The 17,056-nt window shown below is 54.9% G+C and carries 15 protein-coding genes and 1 tRNA gene; 7 read left to right on the forward strand and 9 right to left on the reverse strand.

The genetic code is table 11. From position 1 onward, the window contains the following. Positions 1-261: 261 nt before the first annotated feature. Positions 262-1,458, reverse strand: a complete 1,197-nt coding sequence (locus LZP96_RS14010; protein WP_258926108.1) for a Bcr/CflA family multidrug efflux MFS transporter — start codon at positions 1,456-1,458, stop codon at positions 262-264. A gap of 15 nt (positions 1,459-1,473) precedes the next feature. Further along, on the reverse strand, positions 1,474-2,181 hold the full coding sequence (gene rsuA, locus LZP96_RS14015) for a 16S rRNA pseudouridine(516) synthase RsuA (RefSeq protein ID WP_064326783.1): 708 nt from the start codon (positions 2,179-2,181) through the stop codon (positions 1,474-1,476). Between the two features lie 151 nt (positions 2,182-2,332). On the opposite strand from rsuA, the gene radD reads away from it, so the two are divergent. Together radD and rplY are read left to right on the forward strand one after the other, a co-directional pair. Then, on the forward strand, positions 2,333-4,093 hold the full coding sequence (gene radD, locus LZP96_RS14020) for a DNA repair helicase RadD (RefSeq protein WP_258926109.1): 1,761 nt from the start codon (positions 2,333-2,335) through the stop codon (positions 4,091-4,093). A gap of 124 nt (positions 4,094-4,217) precedes the next feature. Then, positions 4,218-4,502: a 50S ribosomal protein L25 gene (gene rplY, locus LZP96_RS14025; protein WP_064326785.1), complete on the forward strand. Its 285-nt coding sequence runs from the start codon at positions 4,218-4,220 to the stop codon at positions 4,500-4,502. Between the two features lie 46 nt (positions 4,503-4,548). Here the strand turns inward: rplY and yejK are convergent, their stop codons facing one another. Continuing rightward, the gene (gene yejK, locus LZP96_RS14030) at positions 4,549-5,556 is read right to left on the reverse strand and encodes a nucleoid-associated protein YejK (RefSeq protein ID WP_064326786.1); all 1,008 of its coding nucleotides are present in this window, start codon (positions 5,554-5,556) and stop codon (positions 4,549-4,551) included. Between the two features lie 134 nt (positions 5,557-5,690). Here yejK and LZP96_RS14035 point away from each other — a divergent pair, with 134 nt between their 5' ends. The 3 genes from LZP96_RS14035 to LZP96_RS14045 all read left to right on the forward strand — a co-directional run bounded on the left by LZP96_RS14035 (position 5,691) and on the right by LZP96_RS14045 (position 7,848). Continuing rightward, a complete protein-coding gene (locus LZP96_RS14035; RefSeq protein WP_001135586.1) occupies positions 5,691-5,918 on the forward strand; it encodes a YejL family protein in 228 nt (75 codons plus the stop codon). A gap of 19 nt (positions 5,919-5,937) precedes the next feature. Further along, on the forward strand, positions 5,938-7,698 hold the full coding sequence (gene yejM / locus LZP96_RS14040) for an LPS biosynthesis-modulating metalloenzyme YejM (protein ID WP_064326787.1): 1,761 nt from the start codon (positions 5,938-5,940) through the stop codon (positions 7,696-7,698). Between the two features lie 73 nt (positions 7,699-7,771). Then, positions 7,772-7,848 (forward strand) — tRNA-Pro (locus tag LZP96_RS14045). Positions 7,849-7,903: 55 nt separating this feature from the next. On the opposite strand, the gene LZP96_RS14050 is transcribed toward LZP96_RS14045, so the two are convergent. Further along, positions 7,904-8,164 (reverse strand): DUF2534 family protein, encoded by a 261-nt coding sequence (locus LZP96_RS14050; protein WP_064326788.1) that lies wholly within the window; start codon positions 8,162-8,164, stop codon positions 7,904-7,906. A gap of 208 nt (positions 8,165-8,372) precedes the next feature. On the opposite strand from LZP96_RS14050, the gene eco reads away from it, so the two are divergent. Then, positions 8,373-8,876, forward strand: a complete 504-nt coding sequence (gene eco, locus LZP96_RS14055; RefSeq protein ID WP_064326789.1) for a serine protease inhibitor ecotin — start codon at positions 8,373-8,375, stop codon at positions 8,874-8,876. A gap of 34 nt (positions 8,877-8,910) precedes the next feature. On the opposite strand, the gene mqo is transcribed toward eco, so the two are convergent. Next, entirely contained in the window at positions 8,911-10,566 is a 1,656-nt protein-coding gene (gene mqo / locus LZP96_RS14060; protein WP_064326790.1) for a malate dehydrogenase (quinone), read from the reverse strand. Positions 10,567-10,753: 187 nt separating this feature from the next. Between mqo and LZP96_RS14065 the strand changes: the two genes are divergently transcribed. Beyond that, positions 10,754-12,055, forward strand: a complete 1,302-nt coding sequence (locus LZP96_RS14065) for a SulP family inorganic anion transporter (RefSeq protein WP_258926110.1) — start codon at positions 10,754-10,756, stop codon at positions 12,053-12,055. Here LZP96_RS14065 and mgtE read toward each other — a convergent pair. From mgtE to ada, 4 genes are all read right to left on the reverse strand, one after another. Next, positions 12,018-13,454 carry a magnesium transporter gene (gene mgtE, locus LZP96_RS14070; protein ID WP_258926111.1) on the reverse strand — a complete coding sequence of 479 codons (1,437 nt, stop codon included), beginning with the start codon at positions 13,452-13,454 and terminating at the stop codon, positions 12,018-12,020. The genes LZP96_RS14065 and mgtE overlap by 38 nt on opposite strands. 144 nt (positions 13,455-13,598) lie before the next feature. Next, entirely contained in the window at positions 13,599-15,242 is a 1,644-nt protein-coding gene (locus tag LZP96_RS14075; protein WP_064326793.1) for a multidrug ABC transporter permease/ATP-binding protein, read from the reverse strand. Between the two features lie 76 nt (positions 15,243-15,318). After that, the gene (gene alkB, locus LZP96_RS14080; RefSeq protein WP_258926112.1) at positions 15,319-15,969 is read right to left on the reverse strand and encodes a DNA oxidative demethylase AlkB; all 651 of its coding nucleotides are present in this window, start codon (positions 15,967-15,969) and stop codon (positions 15,319-15,321) included. Continuing rightward, positions 15,969-17,033, reverse strand: coding sequence for a bifunctional DNA-binding transcriptional regulator/O6-methylguanine-DNA methyltransferase Ada (gene ada, locus LZP96_RS14085; RefSeq protein ID WP_258926113.1), 1,065 nt, complete (start codon positions 17,031-17,033; stop codon positions 15,969-15,971). The genes alkB and ada overlap by 1 nt, the downstream gene beginning before the upstream one ends. Positions 17,034-17,056 lie beyond the last annotated feature (23 nt).

Raw genomic sequence — 17,056 nt, forward strand, 5'->3', positions numbered from 1 at the left:
TGTTTTTGCTGAGAAACCGTTAACCGACGCGGCTTGCAGAAGGTTAGTGCCTCATTTATCAGAGCGTTTTTTTGTCAGTGACAGGCTTGCTTTCGGGCTATATGTACCCGTTTCTGCGATCTAACTCAACCTTTTTAACTACAATGGTGTGACTTTTTACACAAATAGATTTTACATAAAAGAAACAAACACCGGGTGAACGAACGCCGCTTTGGTTGATGTGCATCAAAAAAGGGACCACCCGGGTCCCTTTTTTGTGCGTTATTTCGCCGCTTTCCTCGGCCGACTGGCATAGAGGTAGAAGAAAATGGAACAGCTCGCGCAAAAGGCGATTGACCAGATCATCGGCCAGGCGGTGTTAAATGTTGCCATAGACAGCAGCGCGCCAATGATAGCGCCAATGCCAAACCGGAAGGTCCCCGCCAGCGACGACGCCGTCCCCGCCATATGAGGAAATTCGTCGAGGATCACCGCCATCCCATTCGACGACACCATGGACACACAGCCGACAAAGGCCGCCACTCCCACCACCAGCGCCCAGAAGCCGATATCAAAGAAGGCGCTAAAGACCATCCAGAGCGCCATGGCGAACTGGATCCACAGGCCCGCGCGGAACATATTCAGTGCGCCAATCCGGCGAACAAAGCGGCTGTTAATGATGGTCATGATAAACAGGAACACAATGTTCAACGCGAAGTAGTAACCAAAATGCTGCGGTGAGACGTGGTTAATTTCGATATAGACGAAAGGCCCGGCACTGAGGAAGGAGAACATGCCTGCAAAGCTAAACCCGCTTGCCAGCATGTAGCTCAGGACCCGCTTATGGCGAAACAGCGAAGCAAAGTTACCCAGCGTCGTCCGTATATGAAACTTTTGCCGACGCTCAACGGGCAAGGTCTCATTGATAAAGAAGAAGATCATCGCCGACGCCAGCAGCGCCGCAATCGCCAGGATCCAGAAAATAGCATGCCAGCTAAACCAGACCAGCACCGCGCCCCCCACCATGGGCGCAACCAGCGGCGCAATGGTGGTGACCAGCATGACAAACGACATCATGCGTGAGAACTCTTCTTTCGGGTAGATATCGCGCATCAGCGCGTTAATCACCACACTCGCCGCCGCGGCGGCAAGCCCATGGAAGAAGCGCATCACAATCAGCTGATCGATAGTCTGAGCTAACGCGCAGGCCACCGCCGCTGCCGCAAATACCAGCGTGCCGCCGAGGATCACCGGCTTGCGTCCGATGCTGTCGGCCATTGGGCCATACAGCAACTGTCCTACGGCGAACCCAAGGATGTAGGTGCTGAGCGTCATTTGCGCACTGCCCGCCGGTACGCCAAACTGCGCGGAGATCACCGGCAGCGCGGGCAGATACATATCGATGGACAGCGGCATCAGCATCGCCAGCAGGCCCAGGATAAAAACAATGCTGAACGAGGTGTGTGGCCTGGTGGTCACAGGGTGCTCCTGAAATTAGCGTGGGGGCATGCCAATGCTGGCAATCTCGGCTTCCGTTAACGGGCGATATTCACCGGGTTCGAGATCCGCATCGAGCGCAATGTCGCCAATCCGTTCACGATGCAACCCCACCACGCGGTTGCCGACTGCGGCAAACATTCGCTTCACCTGGTGGTAGCGACCTTCGCTGATGGTGAGACGCACTTCAGTGGGGGTAATCACTTCCAGCACCGCCGGTTTGGTCAGATCCTTTTCATTATGGAGCTGGACGCCGTGGGTGAACTGCGCCGCGGTGTCATCCGCTACCGGCGACTCCAGCGTCACCAGATAGGTTTTTTCACAATGATGACGCGGGGAGGTCACACGGTGGGACCACTGACCGTCGTCAGTCATCAGCACCAGACCCGTGGTATCGATATCCAGACGCCCCGCCGCGTGAAGCTTGTGCGCCACGGGTTCATCCAGGAAATAGAGCACCGTTGGGTGATCCGGGTCGTCGGTTGAGCAGACATAGCCTTGTGGCTTGTTCAGCATAAAATAACGCGGGCCGAGCTGTTGGGTCAGCGTATTGCCATCGAACTCTACCTCGTGCGCAGGCAGCAGTTTGAAAGCACTGTCACGGACAACGTCGCCGTCCACGGTAACGCGGCTGGCGCGTATCTCACGCCCGGCAATAGCGCGGCTTACGCTGAGTTGCTGAGCGATAAACTTATCAAGTCGCATGAAATCTTTTTAGCCTTAATGGTGCAGGGAGTCGGACAACATGTCCGAAAAATAAGCAGTCAAGAACGGTCCAGTATAACGGTCTATTAGCGCCACTCAAGGGAAAAAGTTTCGTGGCATACTATGTGCGAGATAACCAATCAGAGAACCCATGACTTTCACACTTCGTCCTTACCAGCAAGAAGCCGTAGACGCCACGCTCGCCTGGTTTCGCAAACATCAAGAGCCTGCGGCAATCGTGCTCCCTACAGGCGCGGGCAAAAGCCTGGTCATTGCTGAACTGGCGCGCCTCGCCCGCGGTCGCGTGCTGGTGCTGGCGCATGTCAAAGAACTGGTCGCGCAAAACCACGCCAAATACCAGGCGCTGGGCCTGGAGGCCGATATTTTCGCCGCCGGGTTGAAGCGTAAAGAGAGCCACGGGAAAGTGGTGTTTGGCAGCGTACAGTCCGTGGCCCGCAATCTGGAACTTTTTCGCAGCGAATTTTCGTTGTTGATTATCGACGAATGCCACCGCATCAGCGATGACGACGACAGCCAGTATCAGCAAATTCTTGCGCATCTGAAGTCGGTCAATCCCGCTATTCGCCTGCTTGGGCTTACGGCCACCCCGTTTCGCCTGGGGAAAGGCTGGATTTACCAGTTCCATTATCACGGGATGGTGCGCGGAAATGAGAATGCGCTGTTCCGCGACTGCATCTATGAACTGCCGCTTCGCTATATGATTAAGCACGGTTATCTGACCCCGCCGGAGCGTCTGGATATGCCGGTCGTGCAGTATGACTTCAGCCGTTTGCAGGCGCAGAGTAATGGTTTATTCAGCGAAGCCGATTTGAACGGAGAGCTGAAAAAACAGCAGCGCATCACGCCGCATATCATCAGCCAGATAGAAGAGTTCGCGCAAACGCGCCGGGGCGTGATGATTTTTGCCTCCACCGTGGAACACGCCAGGGAGGTCGTCGGCCTGCTTCCGGCTAACGATGCTGCACTGATTACGGGCGATACACCCGGCCCCGAGCGGGACGCGCTCATTGACGCGTTCAAAGCGCAGCAATTCCGCTATCTGGTGAATGTCTCGGTCCTCACCACCGGCTTCGATGCCCCCCATGTCGATCTGATTGCGATTCTGCGCCCCACCGAATCCGTCAGCCTTTATCAGCAGATCGTCGGACGAGGGCTGCGCCTGGCCCCGGGGAAAAAGGATTGTCTGATTCTGGATTATGCGGGCAATCCGCACGATCTTTACGCGCCAGAAGTGGGCACGCCAAAAGGCAAAAGTGACAACGTGCCGGTGCAGGTATTTTGTCCCACCTGCGGATTCGCCAATACCTTCTGGGGCAAAACCACCGCCGACGGCACGCTGATTGAACATTTTGGTCGCCGCTGCCAGGGCTGGTTTGACGATGACGAAGGACATCGTGAACAGTGTGATTACCGCTTTCGGTTTAAAAACTGCCCGCAGTGCAATGCCGAAAACGACATTGCCGCCCGCCGCTGCCGGGAGTGCGACACCGTGCTGGTCGATCCGGATGATATGCTGAAAGCGGCGCTGAAACTTAAAGACGCCCTGGTGCTGCGCTGTTCGGGGATGACGTTGCAAGCCGGCGCCGATGACAAAGGTGAGTGGCTTAAAATTACCTATTATGACGAAGACGGCGCAGACGTCAGCGAGCGGTTCCGGCTGCAAACGCCTGCCCAGCGTACCGCCTTTGAGCAACTGTTTATCCGTCCGCATACCCGTACGCCCGGCGTGCCGCTGCGCTGGATAACCGTTGCCGACATCCTTCATCAGGCACCCTTATTGCGCCATCCCGATTTTGTTGTTGCGCGAAAGAAGGGCCAGTTCTGGCAGGTTCGGGAAAAGGTCTTTGACTATGAAGGCCGTTTTCGCCGGGCGAATGAATTGCGTGGCTGAGGGACTTTTCATTGATGTAGGGCGCGTTTAAGTATAAAATGCCGCCCGCTTCACATCCGTGGGGCAGAACACTCACCTGTTGCTGGGTCGCCTGTAGCAGGGTTTTAAATACAGAGAGAAATCAATGTTTACTATCGATGCAGAAGTTCGTAACGTGCAGGGCAAGGGTGCGAGCCGCCGCCTGCGTACCGCCAACAAGTTCCCGGCTATCATTTATGGTGGCGAAGCTGCTCCAGTTGCAATCGAACTGGATCACGACAAAGTGTGGAACATGCAGACTAAAGCTGGTTTTTACGGCGAAGTTCTGACCCTCGTTGTTGACGGTAAAGAAGAAAAAGTGAAAGTTCAGGCTGTTCAGCGTCACCCGTTCAAGCCAAAACTGACTCACATCGACTTCGTTCGCGCATAATAGCCGCCATAAAAAAACCCCGCATTGCGGGGTTTTTTTATGGCGGCTATTTCCCGCCTGACGTCCGGCGCTGAAGCTGATCGCGCAGATTGGGCGGCGTGCCTTTGATCGTCAGCGTGTCGGTTGCCGGATCCCAGAAGATACGTTCCCCCAACAGCATGGCATCAAAGTTAATGCTTAACCCACCGCCGCTACCGGCGAATTTGGTTAACTGGCGCAGCGTGCTGCGATCCGCCGGGAAGCTCTCTTCCAGCTCGTACCCCTTATCCGCCGTAAACTCGTGGAAGCTCACCTCGCTAACGCCCGCCAGCTCTTTTGAGAGCGATTCCAGTTCAATCTCCTCCCCTGCCTGAAGCTGTTCGTTGCAATAGCTGTACACCTGCTGACGCACGGTCTGGCGTTCAGATTTGTCCAGCTGCGCTTCTGCGGTGAAATCATCTACCGCCTGCAGCAGGCCTTTATTCTGCGCTTTTGCGTTCAGGCCTTCGCTGGCCCCGAGGAAGTCCATAAAGAAGTCAGCGACTTTACGGCCAACGCGCCCTTTCAGGAAGGTGAGATAGCGCGTTGATTCCGGATTTGTTTCCCACTCCGTCAAATCGATACGCGCCACGATATCCGCGTGGTTGATATCCAGGTAATGGGTCGAACTGATATCCAGCTGCTCATTGACGCGCATGCTGCTAAGGTTGTTCAGCACGGTCACCAGCAGGTAGTCTACGGCCAGATAGCGATACTGACAGAACAGGACGATACCGCCCTCCGCAAAGGGATATTTTGCCAGCTCGTCACGTAAGCGTCCGGTCGCCGCACGGCTGAACGGCAAAAATTCTTCTTCGCCCTGACGCTGCAGGCGCAAAGCTTGCGCCAGCTCGCTGTCCTCATTAAACATGCCGTAGGCTTTATTCTTGGCGCTGTAGACGCGGTGTAATTCTGCCATCATCTCTACAACGGTAGGCGTTGGTTCAAGTAACGAATCGCGCAGCACCAGCTCAAGGGTTTGCTCATCACGCTTGATAAGCTGGTGAAGGGCAATCTGGTTGATATCCAGACTCATGATAAACTCTCCTGTTAGACCGGGCGGTATTCAACCACCACCAACGCATGTGTGCAATAGAAGATAAAAAAGGGGAAAAAAAGCTGTCGCTACGGTACTATGTTGCCCTTTCATCAACGAAATGATTTTGATTTATGCCACAACATTCCCGCTACAGTGACGAACACGTTGAACAACTGCTCAGTGAGCTGGTCAACGTACTGGAAAAACATAAAACGCCGACCGATCTCTCCCTGATGGTTTTGGGAAATATGGTCACTAACCTTATCAATACCAGCGTGGCTCCGGCTCAACGTCAGGCGATCGCCAAATCCTTCGCCCAGGCCTTGCAGTCTTCAGTGAGCGACGACCAGGCGCATTAAGGGAAACGAACAACAGTTTATGGTGACGAATCGTCAGCGCTACCGCGAAAAAGTCTCCCAGATGGTCAGCTGGGGGCACTGGTTTGCCCTGTTCAACATTCTGTTGGCCATGGTGATTGGCAGCCGTTATCTGTTCGTGGCCGACTGGCCGACGACATTAACCGGGCGTGTATACTCCTGGATTAGCGTTGTGGGTCATTTTAGCTTCCTGGTTTTCGCCACCTATTTGCTGATTCTTTTCCCGCTGACATTCGTTGTGATGTCGCAGCGGCTGATGCGATTTTTATCGGCCATCCTCGCCACGATCGGCATGACGTTACTGCTGATCGACAGCGAAGTCTTTACCCGTTTCCACCTGCATCTCAACCCCATCGTCTGGGAACTGGTCATTAACCCTGACCAGAACGAAACCGCGCGCGACTGGCAGCTGATGTTTATCAGTGTGCCCATTATCCTGCTGATTGAGATGCTGTTTGCCACCTGGAGCTGGCAAAAGCTTCGGAGCCTGACCCGCCGTCGTCACTACGCCAAACCTGTGGCAGCGCTGTTTTTCGTCGCCTTTATCAGCTCACACGTCATGTATATCTGGGCGGATGCCAATTTCTATCGTCCTGTGACGATGCAGCGCGCCAATCTGCCGCTCTCTTATCCGATGACGGCCCGTCGCTTCCTCGAGAAACACGGCCTGCTCGATGCGCAGGAGTATCAGCGTCGACTGGTCGAGCAAGGCAACCCCGAAGCGGTGTCAGTCCAGTATCCGCTCAGTGATTTACGCTACCGCGATATGGGCCGTGGTCAGAACGTGCTGCTGATAACCGTAGACGGGCTGAACTACTCGCGCTTTGAGAAACAAATGCCTGTCCTGGCGGACTTTGCCGAGAAGAATATCAGTTTTACCCAGCATATGAGCTCGGGGAATAATACTGATGCGGGCATCTTCGGCCTGTTCTACGGTATTTCGCCAAGCTATATGGACGGCGTGTTGTCTTCCCGCACGCCCGCCGCGCTGATCACCTCGTTGAACCAGCAAGGCTATCAGTTGGGTCTGTTCTCTTCAGACGGCTTCACCAGCCCACTCTATCGTCAGGCATTGCTCTCTGATTTCTCACTGCCTGCGGCACGTAGCCAGTCTGATGAGCAGACGGCCAGCCAGTGGATAAACTGGTTAAACCGCTACGCGCAGGAAGATAACCGCTGGTTCTCCTGGGTCGCCCTGAATGGCACCACGCTGGATGATACACAGCAGAAGGGTTTCACCCGCCGTTACCATCGTGCAGCAGAAGAAGTGGATAACCAGATTGGTCGCGTCCTGAAGGCCTTACAGGATGCAGGCAAGCTTGAAAATACCGTCGTGATCGTGACGGCAGGCCATGGCGTTCCTCTGGGCGATGAAGTCAAAGACACTAACTGGGCTCGCCCTAACCTGCACGTTCCGCTGGTGATCCACTGGCCGGGCACGCCTGCGCAACACATTACTATGCTGACCGATCACAAAGATGTGATGACCACGCTGATGCAACGCCTGCTGCATGTGAGCACGCCAGCCATTGAGTATTCGCAGGGGCAGGATCTGTTTAGCGCCACGCGCCGCCATAACTGGGTCACCGCGGCCAACAGTCATACGCTTGCCGTGACCACACCGGCGTTTACGCTGGTGCTGAACAGCAACGGGACCTACCAGACCTACAATCTGAACGGCGAAAAAATTAAAGATCAAAAACCGCAGTTGAGTTTGTTGCTGCAGGTGCTCACGGATGAAAAGCGCTTTATCGCTAACTGATTAATTATTAATCGTTTAGTAACCTGTTTTCTTGCATTCAGCAAAAAAACAGGTAGGATAATTTGCAATGCGTCGGCACGTAGCGCAGCCTGGTAGCGCACCGTCATGGGGTGTCGGGGGTCGGAGGTTCAAATCCTCTCGTGCCGACCAAAAATCCCTATAAAAAAACCAACCCTCAGGGTTGGTTTTTTTGTTTCTGACTCGCCTACTGTTTCTCTTTTCCACCCAGAAAATAAATTCCCAGCGGGATAGCCAGCAGAACGGTGAAGACCAGGCTGTAGACAAATATCATCGCCGACTGCAGCACAAACATACTGGTCGTCCACTGGGAGAGCGGAATGTTGTACTGCTCAATGACGCCCACAATGGTCGCGCGTCCGACGCCGGCTGCGGCAATCAAAAACACAACAAACAGCGCCAGTAAAAACTTCCTGCCTTCAGGAGTGTTAAGCTTTTCGCGGACCATGATTCTTCCCTTCACAGTTGAATAACATTATTTCCCGCTAACCCTAACACGATCGACCTGACGATTCCACATCAGCATTTTCATCCAAACCAAAGCTAAACAGGCAGTTTAATACGCTATTAAATGTGAAAATTTAAGTAAATCGAACCGACGACTGCGGCGCACTGTGTTAGCCTTATATCGATCGTTTTAACATAAAGGAAGAACTGTGAAAAACGCACCTACATTCGCTCTTGCCCTGCTCGCCGCAGCCTGTGTCAGTGGCAGCGCATTTGCCAGCACAACGGATAAAACGCAGCCGCTGGAAAAAGTCGCGCCTTACCCGCAGGCCGAAAAAGGCATGAAACGTCAGGTTATCCAGCTCCCTGCCCAGGAAGATGAATCGGGTTATAAGGTCGAGCTGCTGATTGGTAAAACGCTGGAAGTGGACTGCAATCAGCACCGTCTGGGCGGTCAGCTGGAGAGCAAAACCCTTGAAGGCTGGGGTTATGATTACTATGTCTTTGATAAGGTCACATCGCCGGTTTCAACCATGATGGCGTGTCCGGACGGTAAGAAAGAAGAGAAATTTGTGACGGCGTACCTGGGTGAAAACAGCCTGTTGCGCTATAACAGCAAACTTCCGATTGTGGTCTATACGCCAGATACGGTTGAGGTGAAATATCGCATCTGGAAAGCCGAAGAGAAGATTGAAAACGCCGTAACGCGTTAAAAAAGAGCCGGGTGATTCACCCGGCTTTTTTTATTTACAGCGCAATATCCGCGACGGGCTTAGATTCCGCTTGCGGTTTGGCCTGCGGCTGAGCCTGCGGCGCGGCATCGGCCGGCTGCGGTTTAACATACTGCAGTTGCAGTACGCGGCTGGTGTACTCCAGCTCCTGTTCGGTCGCGGCGACGTTACCGTTCAGCTTAGTGCCGTATGATGGAATAATGGTTTTCAGTTTCGCCTGCCATTCCGGGCTGGCGACTTTATCTTTAAACACTTTTTCCATCAGGTGCAGCATGATCGGGGCCGCGGTGGAGGCGCCCGGCGAAGCACCCAGCAGTGCAGCAATGGTCCCCTCTTTATCGCTCACCACTTCGGTACCCAGACGCAGTACCCCGCCCTCTTTCGGATCGCGCTTGATAATTTGCACGCGCTGCCCGGCCTGCCAGAGACGCCAGTCCGCTTTTTTCGCCTGAGGATAATATTCCTGCAACGAAGCAAAGCGATCGTCATCAGACAGCATGACCTGGCTAATCAGGTATTTCACCAGGTCAAAATTATCCATACCAACGTCGACCATTGGCATAAAGTTTGACGTCGTGGTCGAGCTCAACAGATCCCACAATGAACCATTTTTCAGGAACTTAGTCGAGAAAGTAGCGAAAGGTCCGAACAGCACAACGCGTTTGCCGTCCAGCATACGGGTATCGATGTGCGGAACAGACATCGGCGGCGCACCGACGGATGCCTGGCCGTACACTTTCGCCAGATGACGATTAACCACTTCCGGGTTTTCAGACACCAGGAACTGTCCACCGACCGGGAAGCCCGCATAGTCATCCGCTTCCGGGATGCCGGTTTCCTGAAGCAGCTTCAGTGCAGCACCACCCGCGCCAATGAAGACAAACTTCGCCTTGATGACGTGCTCTGCCTCGTTGTTCTTCAGGTCGGCAACGGTTACGCTCCAGCTATTATCCGCGTTGCGCTTAAAGCCGCGCACCTCGGTGTTGAGCGCCAGGTTAAAGTTCTCTTTCTTTTGCAAAGAGCCAACCAGCTGGCGGGTGATTTCCCCGTAATTGACGTCGGTTCCAATTTCAGTACGGGTAGCGGCCACTTTCTGATTCGGGTCGCGCCCTTCCATCACCAGCGGCGCCCATTCTTTAATCTGTTGATGATCTTCAGAATATTTCATGCCGCGGAACAGGCTGCTCTGCTGTAACGCCGCGTAACGTGCGCGCAGGAAGTTAACGTTCCGATCGCCCCAGACAAAGCTCATATGCGGAACGGTATTGATAAAGGAGTGCGGGTTTTGCAGCACGCCGTTGTTCACCTGGTGAGACCAGAACTGACGGGAAACCTGGAAAGCTTCGTTAATTTCTACGGCTTTCTCGATGCTAATGGAGCCGTCCTTTTTCTGCGGCGTGTAGTTCAGCTCCATAAGCGCCGAGTGCCCGGTGCCGGCGTTATTCCAGCCGTTCGAGCTTTCCTTTGCCACGCCATCCAGGCGCTCAACCATGGTCATCGACCAGTCTGGCTGTAATTCTTGCAGGTATGTGCCAAGCGTGGCGCTCATGACGCCGCCACCAATTAATAGAACGTCCGTTTCCTGCTCTTTTGGCTCCGCAGCCTGCGCCGTCATGGAGACGACGTTAAGCCCGATAGCCATGGAAAAGAGCATGGCAGTCATTTTTTTCATCATTTGTGCCTTACGTATAATGATAAGTACGTGAAAATTGCAGGTGAGATAAGCTGCGGGGCAACGGTAACAACTTTTAAAAAGCGTTTAAAGGTTACGAAATTATTGTAATTGTGAAATTTAATGATGGATTGTTTATAAGGGTATTAAGTTTAGCGACTGGTCAAATGCCTTAATCCTGGCTACTATGCTGCACTTTGTGATCGCGCGCACGGAAGCCTGCCTCAACCTGCGGATGTTTATGTCATTACCCCACTCTACTCACCTGTCGACCGATGAAGGTCATGTGGCAACCGTATTACGCTCGCCAAAACTGTTTATGCGTGAAACCCTGGCTGGCGTGATTACCGCGCTGGCCCTGATTCCGGAAGTGATCTCTTTTTCCGTGGTCGCAGGCGTTGATCCAAAAGTCAGTCTGGTTGCCTCGGTGGTGCTCTGCCTGGCGCTCTCCGTGTTTGGCGGACGTCCGGCTATGGTGACGGCGGCAGCCGGTTCCGTTGCGCTGGTAATAGGCCCGATGGTGGCTCAGCACGGCGTTCAGTATATTCTGCCTGCGGTGGTGCTTGCGGGTGTGATTCAGATTCTCTTTGGCGTGATGGGCATGGCGCGGCTGATGCGATTCATTCCGCATGCGGTAATGACCGGCTTTGTTAACGCGCTTGGCGTGTTGATCTTCTTTGCCCAGGTGCCCCATTTCTGGACAAAAAGCCCATTAATTGTCGGCCTGTTTGTCCTGACCTTATTAATAGTGCTGTGGGTGCCGCGGTTTATTAAAAGCGTTCCGTCGCCGTTGATTGCCATTGTTCTTTTGACCCTGTTCACCGTGACCAGCGGGCAAATCCTGCCAACCGTCGGGGATGAAGGCTCCATGAGCGGGGGCTTACCGGGTTTGACCGAACTACTGGTGCCGTTGAATCTGCAAACACTCAGTATTATCTGGCCTTGTGCCCTGAGCATCGCCTTCGTTGGCCTGATGGAGTCGCTTTTGACGGCAAAACTGGTGGATGAGCTGACGGCTACGCCATCGAGCAAACGCCGGGAAAGCATCGGGCTGGGCGTTGCCAATATCATGTCTGGTTTTTATGGCGGGATTGCGGGATGCGCGATGATTGGCCAAACCATCGTCAACGTGGAGATGGGCAAAGGGCGTAGCCGCATTTCAACGGTTGCCGCCGGGCTGGTCCTGCTGGTTCTGGTCACCGCACTAAGCGAGGTCATGGCCAAAATCCCGATGGCCGTGCTGGCGGGGATTATGGCCATTGTGGCGTTCAAGACGTTCAACTGGCACAGCATTCAGCCAGGCACGGTCGCTTCTGCGCCGGTCGCCGAAACCCTTGTCATGCTGATTACCGTTGCCGCAACGGTCTCAACGGGTAATCTGGCGATTGGCGTTCTGGGCGGTCTGGTGGTCATGGCGATTATCCCTGCCCGCCTTAAACGCAAGCCGCCGGTTAAAGAAGAAATATCGTCGCCAGACCAAGGAAAATAAAGAATCCACCGGTGTCCGTAATGGCGGTGATCATGACGCTCGACCCCACCGCGGGGTCGCGTCCCAGACGGGTCATCGCCAGCGGAATAATCACTCCCATCATCGACGCCACCAGCAAATTCAGTACCATTGCCAGCATCATCACGCCCCCCAGAGCCATATCATCATACAGCCACCAGGTAATACCGCCCATAATACCGCCCCACACCAGGCCATTGATCAGCGCAACGCCCATCTCCCTGAATATCAGGAAAGTGAAGTTACCAGGCTGAATATGTTGCAGCGCCAGCGCGCGGACAATCATCGTGATGGTCTGGTTTCCCGTATTGCCGCCAATCCCCGCCACGATCGGCATCAGGGAGGCCAGGGCAACCAGTTGCGAAATCGTATGTTCAAATCCGTCGATAACGCGGGAGGCGATAAACGCCGTACATAAGTTAACGGCGAGCCACGCCCAGCGGGTTTTGACCGCCTTACCCACAGAAGCATGAACATCGTCTTCCGCGCTCAGGCCGCCCAGGGCGCGCAGGTCGTTATCCGTCTCTTCGTAAACCACATCAACAATTTCATCGATGGTGACACGCCCCATCAGTTTCCCGACCGAATCGATCACCGCCGCACTGATTAAGTTGTCACGTTCAAAGGTTCGGGCGGCTTTTTCCGCGTCGTCTTCGGGCGAGAAGACCATCGGATCGTCTTCCATAACGTCAATCACCCGACGCTGCGTGCTGTTAAGAAGTATGGTTTGCAGCGCCAGCTCGCCTAACAGCGTTTTATCCCGCGAGGTCACGAAGAGTTTATCGGTGTTTTCCGGCATCTTCCCCAGACGGCGTAAATAGCGTTGTACGGTGGCCAGCGTCACATCCGGGCGAATGGTGATCACCTCGAATTCCATGATCGCACCAACGCTGTTCTTCTCGAAATGCATCACCTGCCGCACGCGAGCGCGCTCATCAGCCGGCAATGAAGCCAGAAGACGGCCGGTCAGGTTACGCGGCAGGTGCTGAACGAGGTAGATCTGCTCATCAATATCCAGGGTTTTCAGCGCTTCCAGAATATCGTGGTCGCTCATCTCATCGATAAGATCGTCCCAGACATTCTCAGAGGCTTCGAGCAAGACCTGCCCGCGCTCATGATCCTGAACCAGGCGCCAAAGGGCGTGACGCTCTTCGGAGGGCAAGGCTTCGAGGGTATCGGCGAGATCCGGTGGCGGCAAATGCGCCACCAGTGCCCCTACCTCAGCAATATCGTCGGCCAACGTACCGACGTCATATTGCTCAGCCAGGGTTAATTTACCTAATAGCGTCGAAGTGACCGCTTTGTCAGTGGTGAGCAGCCAGATAAGGCGGGCACGCTCCTGGTCGCGCAACCGTGCGCTGTTTTTCTTTTTTACGGCCATTAATTATAAATCCATGAAATGAGATGCGGTTAAGCATAGCGCGAGGGAATGTAAATGATAATAAACAACCGGCGGGTATGAATGAAAAACAGGCGAATCGGTAAGTTTGTGCCCGGCAGATGAGAGCTGCCGGGCAAAATAGCCTCAGGCGGTTCGCGCCACGGCATCGCGCGAGGCGGCATCGCGTTCTTCACCGACCAGTTCGCTTAATACGCCATTGCGCATTTCCAGCAGACGGTCAGCATGGATAAAGTAATGGTCGTCATGGCTGATGGCAAAGATCGTTTTGCCCATCGCCTGCATCAGCGGCAACAGCACCTGATAAAACTCGCGACGGAAGTGCGGGTCCTGATCGGCGGCCCACTCGTCCAGCAGAATAATGTCACGCTCTTCCGCCAGCGCCAGCAGCAACGCCACGCGTTTTTTCTGCCCTTTTGACAGCTTCAGATTGAGGATTTTGCCGTCCTTCAGCTCAAGCTTATGCGACATCTGGAGATGGTTCATCCATTTCTCGACCAGGGCCGCGTCGGCGGCTTTGCCCTCCGGCCCTAAGAGCTGGTCAAACAGCCAGACATCCGTAAAGACCGCGGAAAACAGTTTGCGATAATCTTCAGGTTTATCGACCGACACCGGTTTGCCATCCAGCAAAATTTCGCCGGACTGCGGTTGGTACAATCCTGTCAGCAGCATCGCCAGCGTCGATTTCCCACTGCCGTTACCCCCAATCAGGAATATCAATTCGCCCCGATGCAGGGTCAAATTCACCGGTCCGACCGCGAAGGCGTTGTCCTGATAATGGAACGTCACATTGCGAAGCTCCAGCGTCTTCCAGTCAGGGAAGGCCTGCGGACGCGGGAAGTCGGCTTTGAACGGTGCCAGTTCAAACTTGTTTAGCTTCCTGAAGGCCACCTGCGCGCTCAACAGCGTCGGCAGAGCGCCCACTGCCGACAGCAGCGGCGTGCGTAAAAAGAGGAGCGTCAGGGAATAGGTAGCGGCTACGTTGGTATCCGCCCAGCCCAGACTGTTTGCCATCCAGAAAACCAGACCGATGGCGCCCAGCATCATAATATTCGACCAGTTAACCGCGCTCAGGTGGAAGGTGTCTGCGCGAATAATATGGTGGCGATATTCGCGCGCATCCGGAATATAAAGATGATTAAAGATATGTTCCGCCCGCTCGCGATTGAGCGTGAGCTCTTTACGCCCTTCCAGCACCGTCTGGTAGTCGTTATAGAGTTTATCTTCCGTTTCGCGCAGTACGGCCATGTGCTTATACACCCGCGCTACCAGCATATAACCGCCCCAGATGGTCACCACAATCCACAGCGCGGTAACCGCCAGCATTTTGGTGGAGAGCCAGGCCAGATAAGCCGCAGAGCCAAAGGTGAGGATAATCCCCTGAACCAGTTCAGGCAGACGCACAAACGCAATGGTGATGGCGCGAACGTCGCTGGTGAGCCCGGCGAGAAGCGATGCGCTTCCCAGCTGTTCCACGCGCTCCACGTGGGTGTCCATAATACGCTTGATAAACTCACTGCGCAGGCGATAGACAAAATGGTGGCCCAGCACGGTAAGCGCCAGTTGCGATCCCAGCGTCACGGCCATGAGAAGCAGCAATAAGCCGAGAAATTCCGGTAAAACGGACAACGTTGTGTCGACCATTTCGATCAACCGCACGTTGATAAAGGCGATCAGACCAATACCCAGGGCGGCGCTGGCGAGGCTGAGCGCCATGACCGCAATAAAGGGCCAGCGGTACTGCCGCCAGACAAGAAGAAGTAGTTGCATGCAGAGCAATCCGGACAATAAAAAACAGCCAGCAGTGTAAACTGCCCGGCGTTTACATCAAGAATAATTCTTATTTTTATTCGCTATTCCCTGCCTGGCGGAAGGTCAGGTTATAGCGAAACGCGCCGGCCTGCGGATGTTCGCCAGATTTAAGCGGCTGAATCCCATGGTAGAACAGCCGCGATTCGCCTCCCCAGACCACCACATCGCCATGCTCCAGCATCAGTCGCCTGAGCGGATCCTGACGTTTTAACCCGCCAAACTGGAAAATAGCCGGCAGGCCCAGCGAAACGGAGACAATAGGCGCCGCTAAATTGGCTTCGTCTTTATCCTGATGCAGCGAAAGTTTTGCCCCGGGAGCGTAACGATTTATCAGGCAGGCGTCAGGCTGAAAGTCGGGATATCCTGCCGCCACGGCGGCATCATGGCAAAGTTCACTCAGCGCCGTCGGCATCTGCGGCCACCGCAGCCCCGTAAGCGGGTCGACCGGGGAATAGAGATAGCCGCGCGCGTTGGTGGCCCAACCCAGTTCACCACAGTTGGTCATCGCCACTGACATGGTGTACCCCCCCGGCGTCACCATATGCCGGAAAGGGGCCGCAGCGGCAACGTCATCAATGCCCTGAAAAAGCGCCGCCGCCCGCGACAGGGCAAAACGTCGTAAAATTACCGCGCCAGGCGCCAGCGGTTCCTGCCAGGGTTCTGCATCGGCAAAGAGATCGAGCATCAGGCCTCCCGTGGTTTCGCTTCGCGCTGAAGTAAGGCTGCTTTTCGCGCCGTGCCCCAGCGATAGCCGGATAACGCCCCGTCAGTCCGCACAACACGATGACAGGGAATAAGAATAGCCAGTTTATTGGCGGCGCAGGCCCCTGCAACGGCACGCACGGCATCGGGTTTGCCGATGGCTTGAGCCACCTGCCGATAGCTGGCCGTTTCACCACAGGGAATGGCGCGTAGCGCCTGCCAGACCTGCTGCTGGAAAGCCGTGCCGCGAATATCCAGCGGCAGCGCCAGCGATGCATCCGGATTATCCACGCGGGCAATGACCTGGCCTACTCGCCGGGTAAAATCCTCGTTTTGCGACTCGTACCGGGCATGGGGGAACATCAAGGTGAGTTCGGCCAGTAACGCCGTATCATCATCACCCAGTAGCAAGGCACAAATTCCCCGCTCGCTTTCCGCCACCAGACAGCGTCCCAGCGAGCAATGACTGATTGCGAAGCGCACCGCAAGATGATTTCCGCCGCTGCGGTACTGTCTGGCGGTCATGCCCAGCGCCTCATCGGCTTTCCGGTAATAACTACTGCTGTCGGGAAACCCGGCCGCCAGCACCGACGCGGTGACGGTCTCCCCTTCCATTAATGCCCGACGCAGGCGTTCAGCCCGCGCGGCCTGTTGCCAGGCTTTTGGCGTCATGCCCGTCAGGGATTTGAACAGTCGATGAAAGTGGTACGGACTCATTCCCACCTGTTGCGCCAGCGCATCCAGCGTTAAGGGGCGATCCTGTTCGAGCAGGCGGCAGGCTTTTTCGACTTTTGCCACCCGATACGCCTGTGGATCGGCTTTATCCGGGAAACAGCGTTTGCAGGCCCGGTATCCGGCCTGCACAGCATGAATCGCATCGGGAAAGAAACAGACATTTTTACGCAGCGCGTGGCGCGCACGGCAGGACGGACGGCAGAAGATGCCGGTTGTGCGGACTGCAAAAACAAATTGTCCGTCGGCAGTCAGATCGCGGGCCAGCACGGCCAGCCAGCGATCGTCATCGGTATTTCGCGTCAGGTTTTTCATCTTCGACTCCTCTTACAAGCATA

The sequence above is a fragment of the Huaxiibacter chinensis genome (assembly GCF_022171985.1).
Lineage (GTDB): Bacteria > Pseudomonadota > Gammaproteobacteria > Enterobacterales > Enterobacteriaceae > Enterobacter > Enterobacter chinensis_A.

What these genes read in the sequence shown, in the direction of transcription:
- rsuA (WP_064326783.1), bottom strand. Translation starts at nt 2,181, where the DNA reads ATGCGACTTGATAAGTTTATCGCTCAGCAACTCAGCGTAAGCCGCGCT.
- radD (WP_258926109.1), top strand. Translation starts at nt 2,333, where the DNA reads ATGACTTTCACACTTCGTCCTTACCAGCAAGAAGCCGTAGACGCCACG.
- rplY (WP_064326785.1), top strand. Translation starts at nt 4,218, where the DNA reads ATGTTTACTATCGATGCAGAAGTTCGTAACGTGCAGGGCAAGGGTGCG.
- yejK (WP_064326786.1), bottom strand. Translation starts at nt 5,556, where the DNA reads ATGAGTCTGGATATCAACCAGATTGCCCTTCACCAGCTTATCAAGCGT.
- LZP96_RS14035 (WP_001135586.1), top strand. Translation starts at nt 5,691, where the DNA reads ATGCCACAACATTCCCGCTACAGTGACGAACACGTTGAACAACTGCTC.
- yejM (WP_064326787.1), top strand. Translation starts at nt 5,938, where the DNA reads ATGGTGACGAATCGTCAGCGCTACCGCGAAAAAGTCTCCCAGATGGTC.
- LZP96_RS14050 (WP_064326788.1), bottom strand. Translation starts at nt 8,164, where the DNA reads ATGGTCCGCGAAAAGCTTAACACTCCTGAAGGCAGGAAGTTTTTACTG.
- mqo (WP_064326790.1), bottom strand. Translation starts at nt 10,566, where the DNA reads ATGAAAAAAATGACTGCCATGCTCTTTTCCATGGCTATCGGGCTTAAC.
- LZP96_RS14065 (WP_258926110.1), top strand. Translation starts at nt 10,754, where the DNA reads ATGCTGCACTTTGTGATCGCGCGCACGGAAGCCTGCCTCAACCTGCGG.
- mgtE (WP_258926111.1), bottom strand. Translation starts at nt 13,454, where the DNA reads ATGGCCGTAAAAAAGAAAAACAGCGCACGGTTGCGCGACCAGGAGCGT.
- LZP96_RS14075 (WP_064326793.1), bottom strand. Translation starts at nt 15,242, where the DNA reads ATGCAACTACTTCTTCTTGTCTGGCGGCAGTACCGCTGGCCCTTTATT.
- alkB (WP_258926112.1), bottom strand. Translation starts at nt 15,969, where the DNA reads ATGCTCGATCTCTTTGCCGATGCAGAACCCTGGCAGGAACCGCTGGCG.
- ada (WP_258926113.1), bottom strand. Translation starts at nt 17,033, where the DNA reads ATGAAAAACCTGACGCGAAATACCGATGACGATCGCTGGCTGGCCGTG.